Below are 21718 nucleotides of genomic sequence, written 5' to 3' on the forward strand. Positions count from 1 at the left end.
CTATTTTGGCAACGGTTGCCAGCCCTGTCGCTGACTATTGTGCCCTATAGTAGGTTAGCTTTTTCTTTGCACGCAAGCCTGCTGAACGTAAGGGTTGTGATTCCCCTGCACCCTGGCAATGCGGTTATCGCGTTCACATTCCCATGATGTGACCGGATACTGGCGATCCCAGGCGGTAAACAGCTGTGTCTGCTGGCGGGATAAATTCAGTTTGTACTGGTCACGCATGTAGAAGTAAGTGCGCGCAATGGCCCCACGGGCGCGGGCTGGCGGCTCGGCGGCTTTGGCTTTGAAGTCGATTTTCATTTCACAGCGGCCATACTGACCTTCGCCACCGTTCCACTGGCTGTACATGAAATTATTGCGGTCGCCGTTCACTTCACCGATGGCCGGTTCAAGGTTGTGCAGGTCAGTTTCAACCTTGCGATAGTCGGCGCTTTTCGCGCAATTTTTGCGCCCGCCATCCTGCCAGCATTGCATCTGGTGGCCGAACTGCCACGCGGGAACCACATGTTCCCATTCGATCCGGCTGGCGCGCTGTTCACTTTTACGTACCGCGTAACCGCAGGATTGCAGATCCGGCGTGCCTTTTTTCCCCTGCCAGCTGATATCGCAGCCGCAGTAAAATGTTGGCGCGCCCTGATTGATTTTCACGGCAGCGGCTTTGGCCTGACTGAAGTTATTGATGGCGTTGCCGGACTGGCTGAAGGCGCTCAGCGGTGTCAGCGCACTGATAAACAGAAAAGATAAGAACGTTTTATGAAACATGTTTCTGAAAGACCCAGGACTAAAAGGCCGGAAGGGTAACGGATGCGGCGCGATGTGACAATGGGACTTTGCTGCTAATGAGTGATTGAAAAATCAGCAATTAGTGATGCCGTTAGCGTTAAAACGTAACAGTTCGCCGCAATGGCGGCAGCGGTATTCCGACTCCTTGCGCATCACCTTATTGTGGCGTCGCACGGTCAACTGGTGGTCGCGGCAGGCGCATAAATACGGATAGGTTTTACTTTGCACGGATGCCACTTCGAACTTGTGCGTTCTGCTCGCTGAGACACCCAGCACATGTTCCATCATCCAGCGCCACTCTTTGCCGTGCGGTGCAGGAGCGCGACCAAAACGGCGGTATACCAGCAAATGGGCCAGCTCGTGTGGCACCACTTCATCGATAAACGGTTGCTGATTTTCCAGCAGTAATACCGGATTAAGGCGGATTTGCCAGTGTTGCAGATACGCGCTTCCCGCGCTGGTGCCGCGTTGCTGATAGCTGATTTCCGGCTCCGTGTAATCGGTGCCAAAAAACTGATTTGCCATCTGGAGTTTTTCCCGCAGGCAGCGCATAACGGCTTGTTGCAGGGCGATGGGGAGACGTGAGGTTTTCATCTGGCGAAGGATAAATCTGGCGGGGGAGAGATGCAATATGGAATTCCTCCCCTTTGCAGGGGAGGAATGGCAGGCTTATTTATTGCTAACTTACTTACCGATGTCGCGCAGGGCTTCACCTTTCATCAGGTTGCGTTCGATGTGTTCCAGTGAGACGTTTTTGGTCTCAGGGATCAGCGCAATAGTGATGAAGATGAAGACCACGTTCAGCGCGGCGTACACCCAGAAGGTGTTGGCGTTGCCGAGGCTGTCGAGCATGGTCAGGAAGGTTGCGCCGACAATCATGTTGGCGATCCAGTTGGTCGCAGTAGACACGGTGATACCAAAATCGCGGCCTTTCAGCGGCTGAATTTCAGAACACAGTACCCAAATCAGCGGACCAGCACTCATCGCAAAACCAACGATGAACATCAGCAGCATGGCGATGGAGAAGTATTTCGCCGCATCGGATTCGACACCGATATGCAGCATAGTACCCAGCACACCCATACCGACTGCCATCACCAGGAAGCCCAGTTTCAGCGTAGGTTTACGGCCCCAGCGGTCAACCAGACCGATGGCGATGAACGTCGCCAGAACGTTAACCAGCCCGACGATCACCGTGCCCCACATCTGTTGAGAGGTGCTGGCGAAACCGGCGATGCCGAAGATTTTTGGTGCGTAGTACATGATGACGTTCATACCGGTGAACTGCTGCATGACCTGCAACAGAACGCCGAGGTAAACCGCACGACGGAAGTTTTTGTTATTAACGAACAAACCCCAGCCGCTTTGTTTTACTTTCAGACTTTCACGGATTTCATCCAGTTCATGTTTTGCCTGCTCACTGGAATCACGCAGTTTTTCCAGTACGCGGCGTGCTTTACCGTCATCGCCACGAGCGGCCAGCCAGCGCGGGCTGTCCGGCAGAAAGAAGACGCCAACCAGCAACAGCAATGCCGGAATGGTGATGATGCCCAGCATCCAGCGCCATGCACCGGTGTAGCTGAACGCGGTATCCGACAGGTATGCGGCCAGAATACCGATGGTGATCATCAGCTGGTACATGGAAATCATGCTGCCGCGGATTTTTTCCGGTGCGATTTCTGACAGGTAAATCGGTGCGGTGTAAGAGGCAATACCGACAGCCAGACCCAGCAGAACACGGGCAACAATCAGCACTTCTGTGTTGGGCGCAAAGGCGGAACACAGGGAGCCGACAACGAACAGAACTGCGCCGATCATCAGGCTGAATTTACGTCCCAGACGGAAGTTCAGCCAGCCACTGCCGACAGCACCGACGGCGGCACCAAACATCATGGAGCTGACAACCCATTCCTGTTGGTGGTTAGTAATCTGGAAGTCATGGCTGATAAAGGGCAGGGCGCCCGCGATGACGCCGATATCTAAGCCGAACAGCAGTCCGGCAAGTGCAGCAAGAAAACAGACAAAGAAAGTGACGCTTTTGTTCGAGCGTTTTCCTTTGGTCGAAGTTGAGTTGTTCATCCGGTCTCCAAAATAATGCAATCGTTTTGAGTTTGTAATAATGCTTAGGCTGTTATGTTATTAACCCTGCACACAGCTTAACGTGAACCCGGTCACAGTGTTGTAATCGTTTACACTAATAGGCGTGGCTGGGTATCTTGTTTCTGAAGGGTTTCAAACGGATAGCGTAACAGGAAGGAGATGTGCCTGAGAGTAATAGCCCATAAATTGATTTATATCAATCAATACAGTGTTTCAAACTTTTACATATACAAATAACTTATTAATTTATAACAAATTATTTTCTGTAACCGTTTTCATTTTAGCCATCATCTGGCCATAAAACTTCCCGCTTCCTGCTTTTGAGTGTAATCGTTGAAATACTCAATTCGGACTTTTTCAGACGATGCTGAAGCCGAAAATGGTAACGATGGGCTGTATGGCTTGCCCGGATAGACGTTTTTCTTCAGCTCTTTCCACTGGCACCGTGCTTCCTTTTTATCGCTGTCACACAGGCCAATACGCTGTACCAGCAGATGGATATTGCCGGTATTGGTAATTTGCTGAGTAGATGGATCCCAACCCAGTCTGGCGACCGGTTTTGCTGGCGGCACCATGACGACGACCCCCCACACAATGGTCAGGTTCAGTTCGCTGGTGAAATTTTTGTTGCTGGCAGGGTTTTTGAATTCTTCCGGAGTCATTGACTGAAAATGCACGCGGTAGATTTTTTCTTCGTTGCTTTCACCGAGGCCGACGATCCTCACCGGCTGGCTGTTACCGGCGGGCAAACCAAATTTTAGCGGCGAGACCACCAGACTGTTTTGTGCGCCCTGTGGTGCAGGCGTTTCACTTTCCTGTGGTGTGCCGGGGTTATGAACCTCGGTGATTTTTCCCTGAATATACTGAGTAGTTTCGCTTTTAGAACTGATGACCAGTGCAGCAGCATGTTGTTCGTTAAGCGTTACTTTCATTGGCGAAACGGTGATGTTGGCTAAGCACAGGGCAGGCATCGCCAGCATCAGTACCGGGAGCAGTTTCATGGCTGAGACGGAAAAATTTCTTCTTGGCATATATGTCGCCTTCGGGTGAAGTTAGTAAAGAGACGGGGTGAAATTAAGCTGAAGTGTGCCACGGTAATATCCGGCATTTTTACTGCTCACTTCTATATAATCGGTACTGAGCTCAAGCGGTGCAGGCACACAAATGACCGGTTCCGGGATGCCCGGTAAATGTACCTGTCGGATATGTGCCTGTTGTATCTTTGTGAAATTTATCTGACGGGCACGGCTCACGGTTTGCATGGTATTCGTATCAGGGTTGAGAATATTAATCGTGTAATCAATGCGATCTCTTTTTTCATTCACATTTCCCCCCTGGCGTACGATGGAAAAATTGAGTCCTGAACGGTCACTCTGTCCGGTGAAGTCATCGTTAAGGGTGAGCATAAAGGTACTACTGTTGGCGTTGTAACCATCATATAAGCAGACATCAATATTTGCTCTGCCAGTAAAAGACATTTTTTGGGTGCCTGCGCCGGGCAACGGACGCATATTGAGATTCACCAGTGGTGCGGCTTCGCCAAATTCGGGTAAATAGATTTGCTGATTATTATTGTCAGTAACGTTGAGGGTGATATGGGCGTTCCAGTCTGCGAGTTTAATACGCGGATCCCACTGCATTAAGCTCATTTTTAACTCAGCTTTCCAGATGCCTCCGACAGGGAGTTTCTTCAGTTCATTGGCAGAAATATTGACGTTGAGTAATGAATTATCGGTTTTATTTCCATCTGAACAGCTGACTTCCATGCCGGCATTGACCAGATAGGGGCCCCAGAGATTGCCCGCAGGCCAGCAAGATGTCCCGATATCGGACGTCAAATAGTGAAAAGCGGTGAGATTAATAATGGCCGTTGTATGAGACCGCTGCTCGGTTAACAGAATGGGAATGGAAGTTTTGCCACTGACCACCCCGGTGACATTGGTACTGCATTGACCATTAACGGGGTTGGAGCTGGATAAACAAATCCAGGTGTTTCGGCCCCATAACGAATCTTTATCCGTATCATACCCCCCACTTTCGTCTTTCCAGATATCAATCTGTGAAGGTGGACTGGATTTATCAAATGTGGCTGTGACGGGCGTATCACGCCCGGTTGGCTCAACCCTTTCGGCTCTTGCCGATTGTATTGTCAAGGCGCCGGCCAGCATTAACAGTGCCGCGATAAAATACGTTTTTGTCAGGTTCATGTTGTCCCCAGCCTAAAGCTGTGGCGTAAAATTCACAATCAGATGTCCGGTATAATGCCCAGCTTGTTTACTGTTGATATCCATTGTCTTGGTGCTGAGTTCCAGAGGTGCAGGAACACACAATACTGCCTGTGGGATCCCTGGCAGATGCACTGGCCGGGTATGAGCGGTCTGAATATCAGAAATTACCAGATCATCACCGCGTATTACGCTGACGTATTTACCGTCGGGTGCCTGCATTCGCACATAATAATCAATGCGTCCTGAATCCAAATTAGTGTCGCCGTGATCAGAATAAATAGAGAAGTATCCGTTATTGCGCTGGGTTGTCCCCTGCTGCTGATCGTCAAATTTCAGGGTGAAACTGGTACTGTTCGAGCCATACCCATCGTACAAACACATATCTATAGTAGCTGAGCCGTTCATTTGCGTTTGATTACCTTTAGTGCCGGGCAGCGGTCGAAGGTTAAGGTCAACACGCGGTGCGGCTTCGCCAAATTCGGGTAAATAGATTTGCTGATTATTGTTGTCAGTGACGTTGAGAGTGATGTGCGCTGTCCATCTGGCCAGATTTTTACCCGGGGACCACTGCCACAGATCCAGCGCCAGTGTACCTTCCCAGACTCCGCCAACCGGAAGTTTTTTCAATTCATCCCCGTTGATAAACATATAGAGAAAGGTTTCTTTGGCACCGTTGTCAGCCCCCGCAGTGACTAAAAAATGCGTGCCATCTGCCGAACTCGAATGGTAGCCTTTGAGATTAATAACGGCTTGCAGGCCGCTCTTCTTCTCAGTAAAGAGAGTAGGAATAAGCGTATCCCCTGTTGCTCCCCAGTCTCCATTCGCATTTTTGGCTTCGCCACTTTTACATTGCCCGGTCTCCGGAGACGTATTTGATAAACACCGCCAGTTATTTCTCCCCCATAACCTCGGGTCTTCGGTGTCATAACCTCCACTTTCATGCGTCCAGATGCCGAGTGTACTGGGCGGTGTTCCTCTGTCAAAAGTTGCGCTTACAGGCGTATCTCGTCCGGCAGGAGGCACGCTTTCTGCAAGTGCTGGCAGTATTGTCAGCACAGGTGCCAGAGTGGCAAACAGTGCAAAAAAACATGCTCTTTTAACGGACATATCCACTTTCCTTAAAGCTGCGGTGTAAAATTCACAATCAGATGTCCGGTATAATTCCCGGCTTGTTTACTGTTGATATCCATTGTCTTGGTGCTGAGTTCCAGTGGCGCAGGAACACACAATACTGCCTGTGGGATCCCTGGCAGATGTACAGGCCGGATATGAGCGGTCTGAATATTAGAAATCACCAGATCATCACCGCGTATTACGCTGACGTATTTGCCGTCGGGTGCCTGCATTCGCACATAATAATCAATGCGTCCTGAATCCAAATTAGTGTCGCCGTGATCAGAATAAATAGAGAAGTATCCGTTATTGCGCTCGGTTGTCCCCTGCTGCTGATCGTCAAATTTCAGGGTGAAACTGGTACTGTTCGAGCCATACCCATCGTACAAACACATATCTATAGTAGCCGAGCCGTTCATTTGCGTTTGATTACCTTTAGTGCCGGGCAGCGGGCGCAGGTTAAGGTCAACGCGCGGTGCGGCTTCGCCAAATTCGGGTAAATAGATTTGCTGGTTATTGTTGTCGGTGAGATTGACTGTGATGTTGGAATCCCAGTGATAAACCTCGGTTTCGCTGCTGTTATGGAGAAGAATTTTTAGCTGAGCAGTCCAGATGCCGCCAACCGGTAACTTATTGAGTTCGGCGGCAGGGATTTTCAGGGTTAAGTTAACACCATCTGTTGAATCACCGCTGCAGGAGTTTTGTGCGCTTTGATTCATGGGCTTAGGATCGCCATACATCGCGCAATTTCCGTTATACCAGTAGGCTTCGCGTGTTCCCTGCAATTCGAGAGTCTGCGTTGCGCCACTGCGCTTTTCCGTAAATTTAAGATAAACCGGCAGATAGGCGGCATATCCGCCTTTACCCGTTGGGCATTTACCATTTTCATCGCTGGTGCTTGACGTGCAGGCCCAGTAGTTAAGGCCCCAGCGACCGGAATTAGTCGAGTCGTATCCGCCGCTTTCTTGTGTCCAGATATTTACCGTTGATGCGGTACCCTTCGCGATGTTCAGTTCTGTATTGATGCTGTGATCCAACGGAGCAACCGTGTCAGCCTGCGCATCGGACAACGTGGCTAACAGGGTGCTCAGTAAAATAAATAAAGCAGTCAGAAGTTGTTTATGTTTCATTTTCTTTCTCGAATTGCAGCGGGCAAATCCGCGGGCTGAACCGGTTTACACAATGTTTTACCGACATAACGCACGACATCGCGGCTTGATTGCACGGTGACTGCGCACTGGTAATTTTGCTCACCGTTTTTGACATATAGCGTTTTTGCTAATGACGTCATTTCTGCGGTAAAGCCGCCATCTTCCGAACTGCTGAAAGCATTGGCATTGAGCATGTTGCCGCCATTGAGGGGGTCACCCGTGGCGGTAACCAGTTGTCCGACATAGGTATAATGCGATTCCATCGTCACTTCGCGTACTTTCATTTTCCCCGGCAGGAGGAACAATTTCTGGCTGCCTGCGCCCTGTGTAATGCTGGCCTGGCTACCTGAACTGACATCACGGCTTTCATCAACGGACACCTTGCCTTCTTCAAAACCGGTCACCGGGAATAACGCTTTGCTGTTCTGCTTCATGTGGGCCGCGCCGCCGCCCTGAACTGAAACGTCGATCAGTGCGTCATCTGCGGCATCTGCCTCTTCTTCATTACTGCCTTTCACCTTCACGGCTACCGCAGCACCCGGTGAGCCTGTACCGCCTGGCCCCCAGAAGAAGCCGGATTTAGATACCGCAACGGAAGAACTGTAGCTGCCGGTCACTGCGCCCTGATGGTTTTTTTGCTCATTGTCATAGCTGTCGGAAACGGTCAGTTCGCCTTCGCCATACTGGCCATTGAGACGGCCATGAACCGAGGCGTTAGCGTTATCGGTATCTGTGCCGCCCACATCAATACCCAGTTCGCGGTCGTTATTGCTGCCCCAGTCCCAGTTCTGACTGGCGTTATACGTCATCTGCGCATCGCCGTTCTGGCTGCCCTGATAATCGGTGCTGAATGAAGTGTTACTGCTGCGAAGCTGCGCATCTTTTGGCGTATTACGTGACAGGGAGAAGCCGACGTAGACACCTTTGTCACTATCGCTGTCACTGCTGCTCTGACGACGGTAGCCACCAAAACGCGTGGTGATCGTCATCTGTTTCCAGTTGAAGCTTTTATTCAGGCTCAGTTGCAAGGTTTTGGATGTGCTCTGTGATTCGGTATTGTTGATCATGTTGTCTTCAAAAGGTTTTGAAGGATCGTACGTCGCAGAGTCCGGTGAGAGACTGGTATTTTTATTGTAAGTGTAGCCCAGAGAGGCAGACCAGCCCTTAACCGGCACGGAAAGTGTGGCGTTAATTGATTCGTAGCAGCCAATATCCGCATAATCATTTTCCCCGACATCGGCACTGGTGCAGCTTTTACCGTATGCGGCATTGCGATAGACGCTCATGGAAAAACCGTCGTTGTAGCTGATTTGCTCAACGTTACCTTTGGAACCGTCGGTGCCGCTAAACACGCTGGTCTGCATATCCAGCACGCCGTCGATCACTTTTCCGTTAAAACCGTGTGTCCATTGCAGGCCCGCTTCGCCATAATTTTCATTATCGGTATTGGCAATACCTGCCGTCGCCGTCAGCTCGGCAAACACCGGCAGACGCGCACCGGCTTGCATCACCGGTTTGCGTGATGTGCTGTCATTTTCTTCGTCATCTGTTGAGCTGACGACTTTGTTATCTGCCGTTTCACCGGCCTGTACAAACCATTGCATATGCCCGTCACTGATCCCGCCCGTTTTGGTAAACGGCTGGGTTTCGGTGCGCACGAGCTGGTTATTCTCATAAATTCGCAGGGTGACGGCATAACTACCGCTCGGGAAGTTGCCGGTATCCAGCGTATTTGAACCGTTATTGAGATAAAACGTGCCGAGCAACTGATTGCCGCGATAAGCATCGACGCGGGATTTGCTGGAAAGCAGTACCACCAGCGGTGAACCTTTGCTGGCTTCATCAAGATTCAGGTAGCTCAGGGAACTCCCGGCACGGACGCCATCGATCGCATTCAGCGGTAACAGCGAGAAGCTGATATTACCGCCCAGGTTGCTGGAAAGGTCGCGTGAGTCCATGCGTCCGGCCTGCACGTAGTGACGCTTACCTAAGCTCTGGCGGAAATAGAGATCATCGACAGATACTGTCTGGCTGTCACTGTCGTCACTTTTGTAAGAATCAAGCGACCAGTCGAAACCCACATAGCCGCTGGTCAGCACGCCCAGTGCGCCGGCGCCTTGTAGTGACAGACTCTGGTATTGATCCTGCGCTGCCACGTTCAGGGTTTGCTGATGAATTAAGGCATTTTCAGTCTGCGCGGTCGGGGTGTAATAAAGGGCTTTTTTATCAGCATCAGGCACCAGTGCTTTGCTGACAAAGACGTCGGCGGCGCTGTTGTTTTCATCGTAAATCAGCGCCAGCGAGTCGGTTTCCAGATAACCACAGCCCCTGGCGTCGGCATTGCTGCTGCAGGCCAGGTTGCCATGGCGGGGAAGCGGCGCAGACAAGGTCGCCAGCATTTTCTGGTAATCCGGCGTGCCAGTTTTCAGCGGCAGATTCAGTGCGGTAAGTACCGCCTGCGGGTCTTTAAACTGTATGGTTTCCAGTGTGACGTTGGCTTCAAATAAGCCGGCAGACTGGCCGAGCAGATTGACGTTCAGCCAGACGTTCTGACCTGAGACCAGCTCTTCGAAACCCGGAGGAACGTCAGAGCCAGCTAAAGCAAGATTGCTGAATAAAGCAAAATGAATTGCCAGAAAGCAAAGTGACACTTTCAAGTTAGGTTTCATTATTTTTCCTTTATTCAAAAATCTGAGAGGTGAAAAGAATCGGCCTGATTAACAGGCGATGAGGAGTGATTCAGGTGGAATGAACGCTTATGGCGTTTCAGTTGCCTGAGTCAGTACCACGCTGACAACGCCGCTGTAGTTACCGGAAGCAACAGGTGCCTGAGTGGTCTGGCTGACTTTCAGAGGCTGAATGATGGAACCGTTAGTGGTATCGCCGTTCGGGAACAGGGTAGTTGCAGCCATGGTCTGCTGAGCCTGAGTCAGTGTCAGTTCGCCGTATTTAACAGTCAGTGGGATATTTGGGTTGGTACCCACGGTATCCATTAATTGCGGGGTACCTGCCAGGTTGATGTTCACATCTTTTTCAGCATCGTTAGAATAGATCTTGGTCATCTGTGTAACAGGTTCCAGACCTACGCCAGGCATATAAGTCATTTCCATCGTAGAAGGTAATACTTCGCCAGTGTCAGTGGTCATATCCAGAGTGGCGTCAACGTTTGCAGTCACAGTAATATCTTTCTGTACAGCAGAAGCGTTAATAGCGAAGCCCATGATTGCAGTGACCAGCAGTGGTTTGATAATTGATTTCATTTTTAATTCCTAATTAAGAAGATGCATATTGCTATGCGGGGTTTATAACAAGAGTTATTCTTTACGTAAAATAATGAGATCTATTTTGCGCTGAATTCTTTTACGCCAACGGTTTTATCTGTCCAGTTGAAGTATTTCACTTTCACCACACGGTAATTATTTCCTTTAAATAATTCCGGAGATAACGTTGCGCGCTGATTAGGGTAAATGCTATTTTTTACCGGTTTACTCCATTTACATCCGTCATCAGTGAGTTGCTGAGGACATAAGCCGATACTGTTAATTTTAAGATGAATATTGCCGGTGTTGCTCACCACGCGAGTCGCCGGATCCAGCGTGAAGTCTAGTCGCGGTGCGGCAGGCGGGACGGTAACCAGTACGCCCCAGATCATGCTGATGCCGAGTTTGGTCTGATTCTTCTGGTCACTTTTCCCACCGTTATTATTCAGCCCCGGAACACCTTCAAAGTAAACGCGATAGGCTTCTTCTGTTTGCGGTTGCTGAATATTAATCAGACGTATAATTCGGGTGGTGCCGGGTGCCAGTCCGAATTTCTCCGGTGTCACAACAATACCGTTACCAGATGACTGAGTTATTGTTGTTTCATTTTCCTGCGGCGTTGCCGGGTTATTTATTTTCTTTACCGTCGTTTTTACATATTCCGTGGTGGCGGAGTTTGTTGTTACGCTAATTTGTGCACCACCGCTTTTCTGCATAGGAACCGAAATAGGGTAGACGCTTATTCCTGCAAATGATGATGCTGATAAAAGTAATGGGGAAGCCGCTAAAATCATTACCCATGATTTCAATTTTGTTAATGGCATTGTCATTTTCTCAATGTTTAATAAGTCGCTATCCTGAAGAATATTTCGTTAATTCCTTTTACTTGATATTTGTTTGGTTGCTTTCGATGGGGTGAATAATAGATTCAATGAATGTTCAGGTCAATGGCATGCAAATTAGCTATTTATGTTATTTATTTGGCTATAAATGATATTCAACATAAATATAACATTTGGCATGATTTTCACTTTCATGATTATGAAGGGATTTTATTCGTTATTTTGTTTTTATAATCGTGAATGTTAACTAAATGAAGACGGCTAATTTCAAACTGGCGCACATCTACATGATGTATTAAGTTAAATGAATATAAACGTGATTTTGAAATTATCCATTAAAATCATTTAGATATAACATCTTCGGTTAACGGTTGTTGTAAGCTGTTTGGGTATTTAAATGGCGAAAAAGAAAGGAATAAGAAACGAAAGGGGAATAAGGGGCAATAAAAAACCCCGCCTGGGGCGGGGTTTGAGAGATTTTATGACGCGTGGGTTTCTTATAAACCTGCGGCTTCACGCAACTGAGCGGCTTTGTCGGTTTTTTCCCAAGGGAAATGTTCACGACCAAAGTGACCGTATGCGGCGGTTTCTTTATAGATAGGGTGCAACAGATCCATCATCTGGATCAAACCGTACGGACGCAGGTCGAAGAACTCGCGCACCAGCAGGGTCAGCTGTTCGTTGGAGACTTTACCGGTACCGAAGGTTTCCACCATGATGGAAGTCGGTTCTGCCACGCCGATAGCGTAAGACACCTGGATTTCGCAACGATCTGCCAGACCGGCAGCCACGATGTTTTTCGCCACATAACGTGCCGCGTAGGCCGCTGAGCGGTCAACTTTCGACGGATCTTTACCAGAGAACGCACCGCCACCGTGACGGGCCATACCGCCGTAGGTATCCACGATGATTTTACGACCGGTCAGACCGCAGTCACCCATCGGGCCACCGATAACGAAACGGCCAGTCGGGTTAATGTGGTATTTGGTACCGGCGTTCAGCCATTCTGCTGGCAGGACAGGTTTGATGATTTCTTCCATCACCGCTTCCTGCAAATCTTTCAGCGAGATGTCTTCAGAGTGCTGAGTAGACAATACCACGGCATCGATACCGACGATTTTGCCTTCGTCATACTGGAAAGTGACCTGGCTTTTCGCATCCGGACGCAGCCATGACAGGGTGCCTGATTTGCGCACTTCAGCCTGACGCTGCACCAGACGGTGAGCATAAGTAATAGGCGCTGGCATCAGTACGCTGGTTTCGTTGGTCGCATAACCAAACATCAGACCCTGGTCGCCCGCACCTTGTTCCAGCGGATCAGTACGGTCAACGCCCTGATTGATATCCGGAGATTGCTTACCAATAGCGCTCAGCACTGCGCAGGAATTGGCGTCGAAACCCATGTCGGAATGGATATAACCAATTTCACGAACAGTCTGGCGTGTGATTTCTTCAACGTCGACCCATGCGCTGGTGGTGATTTCACCGCCAACCAGGACCATGCCGGTTTTGACATAAGTTTCACATGCAACACGTGCTTTTGGGTCTTGCTCTAAAATTGCGTCCAGTACCGCGTCGGAAATCTGGTCAGCGATTTTATCTGGATGTCCTTCCGAAACGGATTCGGACGTGAAGAGATGTTTAGCCATTATGTTCTTTACCTTACATACGACGGGTTAGATATCACTGCATAGCACTGGGGAGACTGGCAGATGAGGAGCAGAGCTCGCCATTGTCGCAATGCGTCCTGCATGTCCCCATTAGGCAAAGCCTTGAAGCAGTTTGCGCGTTAAACCACCCAAGCGTGTGGACGGATTAACATCTGGATGGCTATTTTAGGATAGCAGGCGTTCTGAATGCCAGTCATTTTTGTGACGGAGTGGGTGTTATTGTGCGGGTTTGCAGTGATTTTCACGGTCTGAAACTATTTCTACTGCATTTTCATTTTGCATTTACAGCGTGTTATCGGTATAAACGGCGCGCGCTATGCACATTTCTGCAGGCCCTGCAGAAGCAGCGTATTCCAGTAATTACTGTTTTCTCAGCTCGAATGCCCGCGGGTGATGCGTGGCACGTGTGGAGGTGGTTAGTTTAATGACCCACTTTTTACCGTTTGTAACATTTCAACAGCATCCCCTGCAGCCTTTATTGCGTTCTGCAGCACTTCTTTCAGACCTTCATTCAGAAAAGCGTCTGTCATCTCTGCGATGTTTCAGACAGCCTGATTACAGACAGGTCAGTCACCGACATCGGTACGCTACTCAGTAAGCTCAGGTCTGCGTGAACATCGCATTCCCGACATATAACTGATGTAGCCTGCAATCTCCCGGGGCATCCACCCCTGATTTCTCCCGACTCGTTACACGGAGTCTAAAAACGTGTTTTACAATGATATGAGTAGAAAACAGTCCCGTGGCTGTGGCTCGCAGGGTTTTATCCTGTCTGAAAGCCAGCCTTGCGGGTTGTTCTCACCTGTTGTTACTGCGATAGTGGCTGGCCATGTTGTCAGTATAGAAAGAGGATTTACCTATGTCTGATGACATCCAGTCCCACCGTCCGTCACACGCGGGCGATACTGTTTCTTTGCGCTCCATGCAGGAGGTTGCCGTGAACGATCGTGATGCCAGCAAGATGCTGCGCACTTACAACGTTGCCTATTGGGGTAACAACTATTTTGACGTCAACGAACTGGGCCACATCAGTGTCTGCCCGGATCCTGACGAGCCTTCTGCCCGTGTTGATCTGGCACAACTGGTGAAAGACATGCGTGAGCAGGACGGTCAGCGTCTGCCGGCACTGTTCTGTTTCCCACAAATTTTGCAGCACCGTCTGCGTTCGATTAACGCGGCGTTCAAACGTGCGCGTGAATCGTTCGGTTATGAGGGTGACTACTTCCTGGTTTATCCGATTAAGGTTAACCAGCATCGCCGCGTGATCGAATCGCTGGTGGAATCCGGTGAACCTCTGGGTCTGGAAGCCGGCTCGAAAGCTGAACTGATGGCCGTTCTGGCGCACGCCGGGATGACCCGTTCCGTGATCGTGTGTAACGGCTATAAAGACCGCGAATATATTCGTCTGGCGCTGATCGGTGAGAAGCTCGGTCACAAGGTATATCTGGTTATCGAGAAGATGACTGAGATTAAACTGGTGCTGGAAGAAGCCGAACGTCTGAACGTGATCCCACGTCTGGGTGTGCGTGCACGTCTTTCCTCGCAGGGCTCCGGTAAATGGCAGTCCAGCGGCGGCGAGAAATCCAAATTCGGTCTGGCGGCCTCTCAGGTTCTGCAACTGGTTGAAATGCTGCGTGAAGCAGGGCGTCTGGAAAGCCTGCAACTGCTGCATTTCCATCTGGGTTCACAGCTGGCGAATATCCGTGATATCTCGACCGGCGTGCGTGAGTCTGCGCGTTTCTACGTTGAACTGCACAAGCTGGGCGTCAACATTCAGTGCTTCGACGTGGGTGGGGGGTTGGGCGTGGATTACGAAGGCACCCGTTCGCAGTCTGACTGCTCGGTGAACTATGGCCTGAATGAATACGCTAACAACGTCATCTGGGGTATCGGCGATGCCTGTAACGAACATGGCCTGCCACACCCGACGGTGATCACCGAGTCTGGCCGCGCCGTGACCGCGCACCATACCGTGCTGGTCTCCAATGTGATTGGTGTTGAACGTAACGAGTTCAAAGAGCCGGTTGCGCCTGAAGATGATGCACCGCGCGCGCTGGGTAGCATGTGGGATACCTGGAACGAAATGCACGATCCGGAAAACCGCCGCTCATTGCGTGAATGGCTGCACGACAGCCAGATGGATTTGCATGATGTCCATTCGCAATACGCACACGGTATTCTGGATCTGACGCAGCGCGCCTGGGCGGAAGATATCTACCTGAATATCTGCAACAAAATTCAGGATCAGCTGGATCCGAGCAACCGTGCACACCGTCCGATCATTGACGAATTGCAGGAACGTATGGCGGACAAACTGTACGTCAACTTCTCGCTGTTCCAGTCTATGCCGGATGCGTGGGGTATTGATCAGTTGTTCCCGGTGCTGCCGCTGGAAGGTCTGGATAAGCCACCGGTAGGTCGTGCTGTGCTGCTGGACATCACCTGTGATTCCGACGGCACTATTGATCACTACATCGACGGTGACGGCGTAGCCACAACCATGCCGATGCCGCCGTACGACCCTGAGAATCCGCCGGTGCTGGGCTTCTTTATGGTCGGTGCGTATCAGGAAATTCTCGGCAACATGCATAACCTGTTCGGCGATACTGCAGCAGTAGATGTCTTTGTCTTCCCTGACGGCAGCATTGAAGTGCAGCAGTCCGACGAAGGCGATACCGTGGCGGATATGCTGGAATACGTGCAACTGGATCCGAATGTGTTGCTGGCCCGTTTCCGCGATCAGGTAAAAGAAACTGATCTGGATGCGGAATTGCAGGCGCAGTTTGTTGAAGAGTTTGAATCCGGATTATACGGTTATACGTATCTGGAAGAAGATGAGTAATTCGTTGAAATAATACGTCGTATTACCGTCACAATAATATGGCGAAGGGGTCCTCCTTCGCCATTTTTTTACTATTCATAATTGACAACAAAAGTACCGGTGGCAGAGAAGCGTCCTACCGAAATACTCCTGGAATCGCCGACCAGTTGCGCGTTGAACTGTAATTGTTTAGATGAGGGCATATTCAAATCAGTCACTGAGTAAACGGAATTGGTGTCGTTAGGTTTCAACTGGCTGCCAGAACCTGTGGTAATTTTCACACCCACACCCGTTGCCGCATTTGATGTCACTGAATTACCCAACAACATATTGTTCCCCGGCGCGACAATATTCGTCGTCATCCGGGTTTTAAACATGTTCACATTCGTACAGCCGGAAGCATTCAGGCTGAATTTCGTCACGCTGGTAGCCCCTGAATTGACTTTTGCTGCACTGTAATCCCCCAGCGGGATAGTACCGCCGCCCGCACTGCTGACCAGCGCAGTACAGGTTGGCGTTTGCACGGGGAAGGAGAAAGTACTCATATTCAGACTAATACGATGGTTGTTAATGTCCTCCTTACCCACCCTGAATCCACCAATATAACCCGCCGAAGCCGGTCGAATGGAGGTTACACCTGCGGGTATACCGGTGAACTGGGGGGTCTGAAAAAGCACAATATAGTAATCATACCACTGACCCCCATCCATTGAGTTTTCCAAATTGGTGGTATTCTGTGCCGTGGTTTCATTGTCAGAGAAAAAATAAGGCATAAAAGCTTGAACTCTGTAACTGGCCCCGGTGCCTCTGATTTGAACTGAATAGAGGATCCCCGGGATATTGGTGGCATATAACCCCGCACTGGGGGAAACACCCGCGTAATCGTCAACCTGAGGAATGGCGCCGGCGATCCCATATAAAATCTCACCAGAATCACCCGGGCTACAATCGGTACGCGCATTCTTAGTTGTGGTTGCTTTTTGATTTAAGTCCGTAATCATTTGCGTCCTGGCCACGTGCGGTAACAGGGAAACCACAGAGCCGGAAAAGCTTAATGTTGCGGTGTAGGGGGCATCCCTGAAATAACATTCTACTGCCGCCTCAGCCGGTTTAACGGTTAAATCCCCCGTTAGTACTAATAAAGCGGTAAAAATGAATGTACGGATGAAACGAGACGACCGTATATACACTGTATTAAAAGGTAAATGATTATTCATAGCTAACACTCACTAATACTTTTGATGTAACCCGGCCTGCTGAGACAGCACCTGTATTCTGATAACGTGTATAGAAGTGATAGTCCGTTATTTCAGCAACGGGTGTTGCGGCGTTTATCGGGAAATTCACATCGGAAGAACCGTCTGCCTCCAGCACATTGGTGTTGTATTTCTGGGAAAATATCACCAGGCCCACGTTATCGGCGCCATCTGCTGCACCGTCTGTTTCGCTGATAAATACCTGTTTAGAGCCAGGTGCGAAATTTCCTGATTGCGGGGCAAAACTGAAATGAACATTCTCTATCACATCCGTGCATTCGCTCAGGCTAACAGTGAACGGATAACCGCCCAGCTGATCGGTGGGTAATATTGGCGCAGGCGGGGAACCGCGATCATCAAAATAATTGACGCTAACGGTAGGTAAATGAATGGCGCCGCCATTTTGTACGGTTAACTGGCAGGTCGTCTCGAGAATATTAGCTTGTATATTCAGGTTGAGATCACTTTCCGCACTGGTGACCAAAGGAAACCCCACGGCTAATACCGTTAACAAGCGTAATAATGTGTTATTCATATTCACCGGGTGATTTATCATATTCCTTCCATTAGTCTTTGCTCGGCGATTTATTGATAGATAATCACAAACGTGATCGGTGCAATAAAGTTCCCTGAGGTAACATTTGATAGTGTACTGCCTGCTGCAATCACCATTCGGGCATTCATATTCAGGGTTGTGCCCGCAGTGGTGAGTGTGACCGTTTGCGGTGTGGCTCTGTCGACACAACTGAACTGAGTGCCGCTGTCAGGTGCATTCCGCCAGAGTTCAACCGCAGTCGCCGCTGCAGTGCCGCCATTGTTGGCAAATGAATCACCACTGGCTCCGGTACCGGAGCAGGCTCCTGCTGTTGGGTTGGCGGTGATCTCGGCGGATTTAACGCCGGAGCAATCGCTGAAAACCAGTTTAAAAGGCTGAATTTTACTTTTCTGTTTCAGTTCTGATTTATAGACATCATTAAAGTTAATGGCGGATGTCGGTGTCCCTGATGAGTTTTGAATCTGGGCAGCACAAGTCCCTGCTTCAATAGTAGAAGTAAAAGTAGCGGTTAAATTTTCAGTCGGCGTGAGCTCAACGGCATGTGCTGAACACGTCATGATGAATGCTGCTGAAAGCAGTAAAATTTGTTTGGGTTTCACGTTATTTTTCTCCATGCAGATCTTTCATAACCTGTTTTTTCTATTTTATTCATAGTTAAAGTTAAAGGTGGCAACGGCGCTGAAATTCCCCGTTGTTCCTTTATTTGCTTGCGTTTCTTGCAGGCGTGAAATCAGGGTGACCTCTTTTGCATTGATTTCTGCGCTGCTCCAGTTGAGCCGCTGGCTGTCATTGGTGGAATTAATCACAAAAGGCTGGTTTGACGCCGAGGCACGTGCAATAGAAACGCCCAAAAAGGAGGATGCCCCTTCACCTGTAATTCCACTAGTAATCAATGTGTCAGCATAATTTGACTGCGTGCCCCTTATGGTGGTTTTAATCGATGTGACTCCCGCCGGGCATTCCACAATTTTTATTTTGAAGGTTGCCGTAGCAGCATTATCACCGGCAATAATTTTATCTAACCCCACCTTTCCGCCCGAACCAACAGGAATGGTATTGTTAATGCCATTTCCTGAACCGCCTTCCAGTCTCATTTCACACGTCGTTTCAATAATATTAGCGCTAAAAGTAACGTTAACATTTTGTGCGAAAGTCGGTGTCATGTTCATATTGATAAATAAAGCTGAAAATATCGAGAATGATATTCTGTATCCCTTTCTCATTCTTTTTCTCCTGTTTATTCTATTTACCCGGAAATCAATGGGTGATTGTGCAAAGGATATTTTTTAACATGATTGTCATGTTCACTTTTTCCGGGGTTTCCGGGATGGAATAATTAATCTGACAGGATTGGTCAGACTGACTTCCCCAGACAACATGCAGTATCCCTTTATCATCGATACCGCGAATGAAAGCCATTCCGCCCTGGCCCATATTTCCCACGAGGATGTTTTTATCATTAAAAACATCAGCACCTAAAGGAATGAATCCGTTATCGGAACGTTGCAACTCCATAATAACTGAGCGGCCTTCATCGGTTTCGAAATTAACTAATACCACTGAACCACTGCGCGGGTAGGTAATCGTGCTGGTATTAACAATATTAACGTCTGCCTCCAGTGTGCTGATGTCCAGACCCACCGTATTTTCCTGATAGGGTGAAAGATAAGGTGTGATTGCATATCCGTTACTGTCAATCCGACCTTCACCCGTACTCATTTTTGTGCCCTTCGCCCCTTTGGCGCTGACCAGTGCCAGCGTATCGGAGTCATTGATGTTTCCGGGAGCAAATGTAATCCCGTCAGCATGAATAACCATACCTCCGCTGGAGCCGAAGGAAGCCTGCCGTCCTCCGTCATCGGTTAAAGAGGCGGAAAGACTCACGGGGCCGTAAGCGCTGTTATAGCTTCCGTATCCGCCAATTTGATTTAAATTCTCTGAGTCGGCGAGTGAAGATGACGTATTAACGCTGTAGTTGTAGCGATTATCCTCGCTATAACCGCCAGCACTCATGTCCATTTGCGAGGAGCCTTTAAAGTCAGTGCTTATGCCGGCATTTAGGTTGGTAAATCCACCGGGACGTTTACCCTGCGTGAAAATGTTTTCCAGAGGAATACTCAGATTAACATACAGTCGATTATCCTGGTCGCCATTCTCGTTATACTCACGCTGAAGGGAAATACTATAGTTTGCCCAACGATAGCTATTGTTATATCCGAGAGAAAACTGAGACGTTTTCTTATTTTGATTCCAGTAAGTTTCCCAACTGCCCGTCATATAAAGAGAACCATAACTCTGTTCACGATATTCCAGAGGCTGGTTAACATTAATTTGTATCTGGTTTTTCATTCTGTCGTAATTTTTAAAAGTTTCCTCTTCATTCATTGGATCCCGGCTGAGTTCATCCTGAAGTGAAGCGGCATCGCGTAAGCTCAGATAGTCCTGTGTCGAAAATCGGTAAGCCGCAACATTCAGCGACGTATTGGTTTCAGTCAACAGCTTATTGTAAGAGATTCGATAGCTCTGACCGTCGAGTGACCGGTCGTCGTCGATATCGGCACGGGAGTGGGTAATGTCGAAGGCAAATGCACCCGCCGGGGTATTCATCGCAACCCCTGTCAGCAGCGCAAGGTAGTCCGATGACATCGCTTCAGCACCGGCATAGCCGGTGAAGGTATTATTGATCCCATAATAGCCAGTCAGCACCGCCACCTCGGGGGAGTTGCTGGATGAACTCTCATTGAGTTTGCCGAAGCCTACATCCCAGCGGCTATTACCGGGGCGTAACATCTGTGTGACCGAGGAGAAGGGCACTGAGAAAGAACGCCGGGTGCCATCTGATTCTTCTACTGTCACGTCTATACTGTTGCCATAACCCGTTGGGTTAATGTCATCAAGAGCAAAAGGTCCCGGCGGTACGGTGGTTTCATAAATCACCGTACCGCTCTGGCGGACAGTCACTTTCGCATTACTGTTTGCGGTGCCGCGGATCACTGGCGCATAGTTGTTAGATGAACCCGGTTGCATGCGGCTGTCACTGAACACCCTGAATCCTCTCAGATTGATGGAATCAAAGGCATCGCCCTGAGTGTAAGTATCACCCAAAACGAACTGGGCTTTTAATCCGGTGATATCGTGCTGAACATAAGCATCCTGACTGGTATAGGACAGGCCATTTTCCTGATCCCAGTTGGTTGAACCTCTGGCACGAAAACGCCAGCCAGATAAGTTCGCGCCATAATTCAGCCCTGCATAGGCGCTGTCGCGAGAATCTCCGTCAGCGCTTGAACGGTAGGCATTCATGTCGTAAGAAAGCATGAACGCTGGAATGCCTTCTTCCCACAGAGCCGGATTGACATAACCAGAAGGACGTTTTGCGAGATAAATCTGCGGAATAGTAATATCCAGGCGTTGTTCCGATGAATTGAATTTGACCTTTGAATGACTGAGTTTTTCGGTCAGATTAATGCACGTTGTTTCCCCGCCTTCCGGCGAAATATCTGCAGTATCTTCTTTATCGATATCGATGAGGATATCTAACTGCTCAAGCAATTTTTGCGTGAGACACGGGCTGGCAATATTCGTCCCGTTATCAACGAAATTGACTTTAGAGTTTAGTTTTAATGAACCGTTAATAAAAATACCGACGCTGTAAACGCCTGGCACAACAGGATTGCCCTTGCTAAAACGGCGGGTGTCTATTTTTTCACTGTTTGCTGTGCTGTAGAGAAACTGACTATCAAACTCTACATTTTCATCATCATCTCCAACTTGCTCATCGGATTTATCATTGGTAACCGCAGTTTCCGCCACGGACCTGGGTGACCACACAGCGCTGACGCCTATAGTCAATGGAAGCAGTAATAATCCCGTTGTGATTTTATTTTTTTTCATAATATTGCTTTTTTTATGAATCAGATGGCGTCAGGGTT

17 protein-coding genes are annotated in these 21718 nt (G+C 49.1%); 1 reads left to right on the forward strand and 16 read right to left on the reverse strand.

Translation table 11 applies throughout. The features are described 5' to 3' along the window. Positions 1 to 54: 54 nt before the first annotated feature. The 11 genes from endA to metK form a co-directional block, all read right to left on the reverse strand. The gene (gene endA, locus UC14_RS02365; RefSeq protein WP_013576824.1) at positions 55 to 768 is read right to left on the reverse strand and encodes a deoxyribonuclease I; all 714 of its coding nucleotides are present in this window, start codon (positions 766 to 768) and stop codon (positions 55 to 57) included. 93 nt (positions 769 to 861) lie between these two features. Next, a complete protein-coding gene (locus tag UC14_RS02370) occupies positions 862 to 1383 on the reverse strand; it encodes a SprT family zinc-dependent metalloprotease (protein ID WP_037033267.1) in 522 nt (173 codons plus the stop codon). A 90-nt stretch (positions 1384 to 1473) separates the two neighbouring features. Further along, positions 1474 to 2868 carry a sugar porter family MFS transporter gene (locus UC14_RS02375; RefSeq protein WP_013576822.1) on the reverse strand — a complete coding sequence of 465 codons (1395 nt, stop codon included), beginning with the start codon at positions 2866 to 2868 and terminating at the stop codon, positions 1474 to 1476. Positions 2869 to 3176: 308 nt separating this feature from the next. Then, positions 3177 to 3920: a fimbria/pilus periplasmic chaperone gene (locus UC14_RS02380; RefSeq protein WP_013576821.1), complete on the reverse strand. Its 744-nt coding sequence runs from the start codon at positions 3918 to 3920 to the stop codon at positions 3177 to 3179. Between the two features lie 21 nt (positions 3921 to 3941). Then, positions 3942 to 5096, reverse strand: a complete 1155-nt coding sequence (locus UC14_RS02385; protein ID WP_013576820.1) for a CfaE/CblD family pilus tip adhesin — start codon at positions 5094 to 5096, stop codon at positions 3942 to 3944. A gap of 12 nt (positions 5097 to 5108) precedes the next feature. After that, on the reverse strand, positions 5109 to 6224 hold the full coding sequence (locus tag UC14_RS02390; RefSeq protein WP_112197168.1) for a CfaE/CblD family pilus tip adhesin: 1116 nt from the start codon (positions 6222 to 6224) through the stop codon (positions 5109 to 5111). An 11-nt stretch (positions 6225 to 6235) separates the two neighbouring features. Continuing rightward, a complete protein-coding gene (locus UC14_RS02395; RefSeq protein WP_112197169.1) occupies positions 6236 to 7360 on the reverse strand; it encodes a CfaE/CblD family pilus tip adhesin in 1125 nt (374 codons plus the stop codon). Beyond that, a complete protein-coding gene (locus tag UC14_RS02400) occupies positions 7357 to 10050 on the reverse strand; it encodes a TcfC E-set like domain-containing protein (protein WP_112197170.1) in 2694 nt (897 codons plus the stop codon). Before UC14_RS02400 ends, UC14_RS02395 begins: the two co-directional genes overlap by 4 nt. An 87-nt stretch (positions 10051 to 10137) precedes the next feature. Next, positions 10138 to 10641 (reverse strand): fimbrial protein, encoded by a 504-nt coding sequence (locus tag UC14_RS02405; protein WP_013576817.1) that lies wholly within the window; start codon positions 10639 to 10641, stop codon positions 10138 to 10140. Positions 10642 to 10721: 80 nt separating this feature from the next. Then, positions 10722 to 11357: a fimbria/pilus periplasmic chaperone gene (locus UC14_RS02410; RefSeq protein ID WP_223509085.1), complete on the reverse strand. Its 636-nt coding sequence runs from the start codon at positions 11355 to 11357 to the stop codon at positions 10722 to 10724. Positions 11358 to 11980: 623 nt separating this feature from the next. Continuing rightward, positions 11981 to 13132 carry a methionine adenosyltransferase gene (metK, locus tag UC14_RS02415; protein WP_112150883.1) on the reverse strand — a complete coding sequence of 384 codons (1152 nt, stop codon included), beginning with the start codon at positions 13130 to 13132 and terminating at the stop codon, positions 11981 to 11983. Between the two features lie 880 nt (positions 13133 to 14012). On the opposite strand from metK, the gene speA reads away from it, so the two are divergent. Continuing rightward, complete coding sequence (gene speA, locus UC14_RS02420) at positions 14013 to 15995, forward strand: biosynthetic arginine decarboxylase (RefSeq protein ID WP_013576814.1); 1983 nt, start codon at positions 14013 to 14015, stop codon at positions 15993 to 15995. 71 nt (positions 15996 to 16066) lie between these two features. On the opposite strand, the gene UC14_RS02425 is transcribed toward speA, so the two are convergent. From UC14_RS02425 to UC14_RS02445, 5 genes are read right to left on the reverse strand one after another with little or no spacing between them, the layout of a single operon-like run. Next, positions 16067 to 17191 (reverse strand): fimbrial protein, encoded by a 1125-nt coding sequence (locus UC14_RS02425; protein ID WP_112150882.1) that lies wholly within the window; start codon positions 17189 to 17191, stop codon positions 16067 to 16069. Beyond that, positions 17184 to 17765 carry a fimbrial-like protein gene (locus UC14_RS02430; RefSeq protein ID WP_232829632.1) on the reverse strand — a complete coding sequence of 194 codons (582 nt, stop codon included), beginning with the start codon at positions 17763 to 17765 and terminating at the stop codon, positions 17184 to 17186. Before UC14_RS02430 ends, UC14_RS02425 begins: the two co-directional genes overlap by 8 nt. Positions 17766 to 17815: 50 nt before the next feature. Then, entirely contained in the window at positions 17816 to 18400 is a 585-nt protein-coding gene (locus UC14_RS02435; protein WP_112150881.1) for a fimbrial protein, read from the reverse strand. Between the two features lie 30 nt (positions 18401 to 18430). After that, complete coding sequence (locus UC14_RS02440; protein WP_013576810.1) at positions 18431 to 19009, reverse strand: fimbrial protein; 579 nt, start codon at positions 19007 to 19009, stop codon at positions 18431 to 18433. A gap of 34 nt (positions 19010 to 19043) precedes the next feature. After that, positions 19044 to 21680, reverse strand: coding sequence for an outer membrane usher protein (locus UC14_RS02445; RefSeq protein ID WP_112197172.1), 2637 nt, complete (start codon positions 21678 to 21680; stop codon positions 19044 to 19046). Positions 21681 to 21718 lie beyond the last annotated feature (38 nt).

The organism is Rahnella sp. NRRL B-41462 (assembly GCF_003263525.1).
Taxonomy (GTDB): domain Bacteria; phylum Pseudomonadota; class Gammaproteobacteria; order Enterobacterales; family Enterobacteriaceae; genus Rahnella; species Rahnella aceris.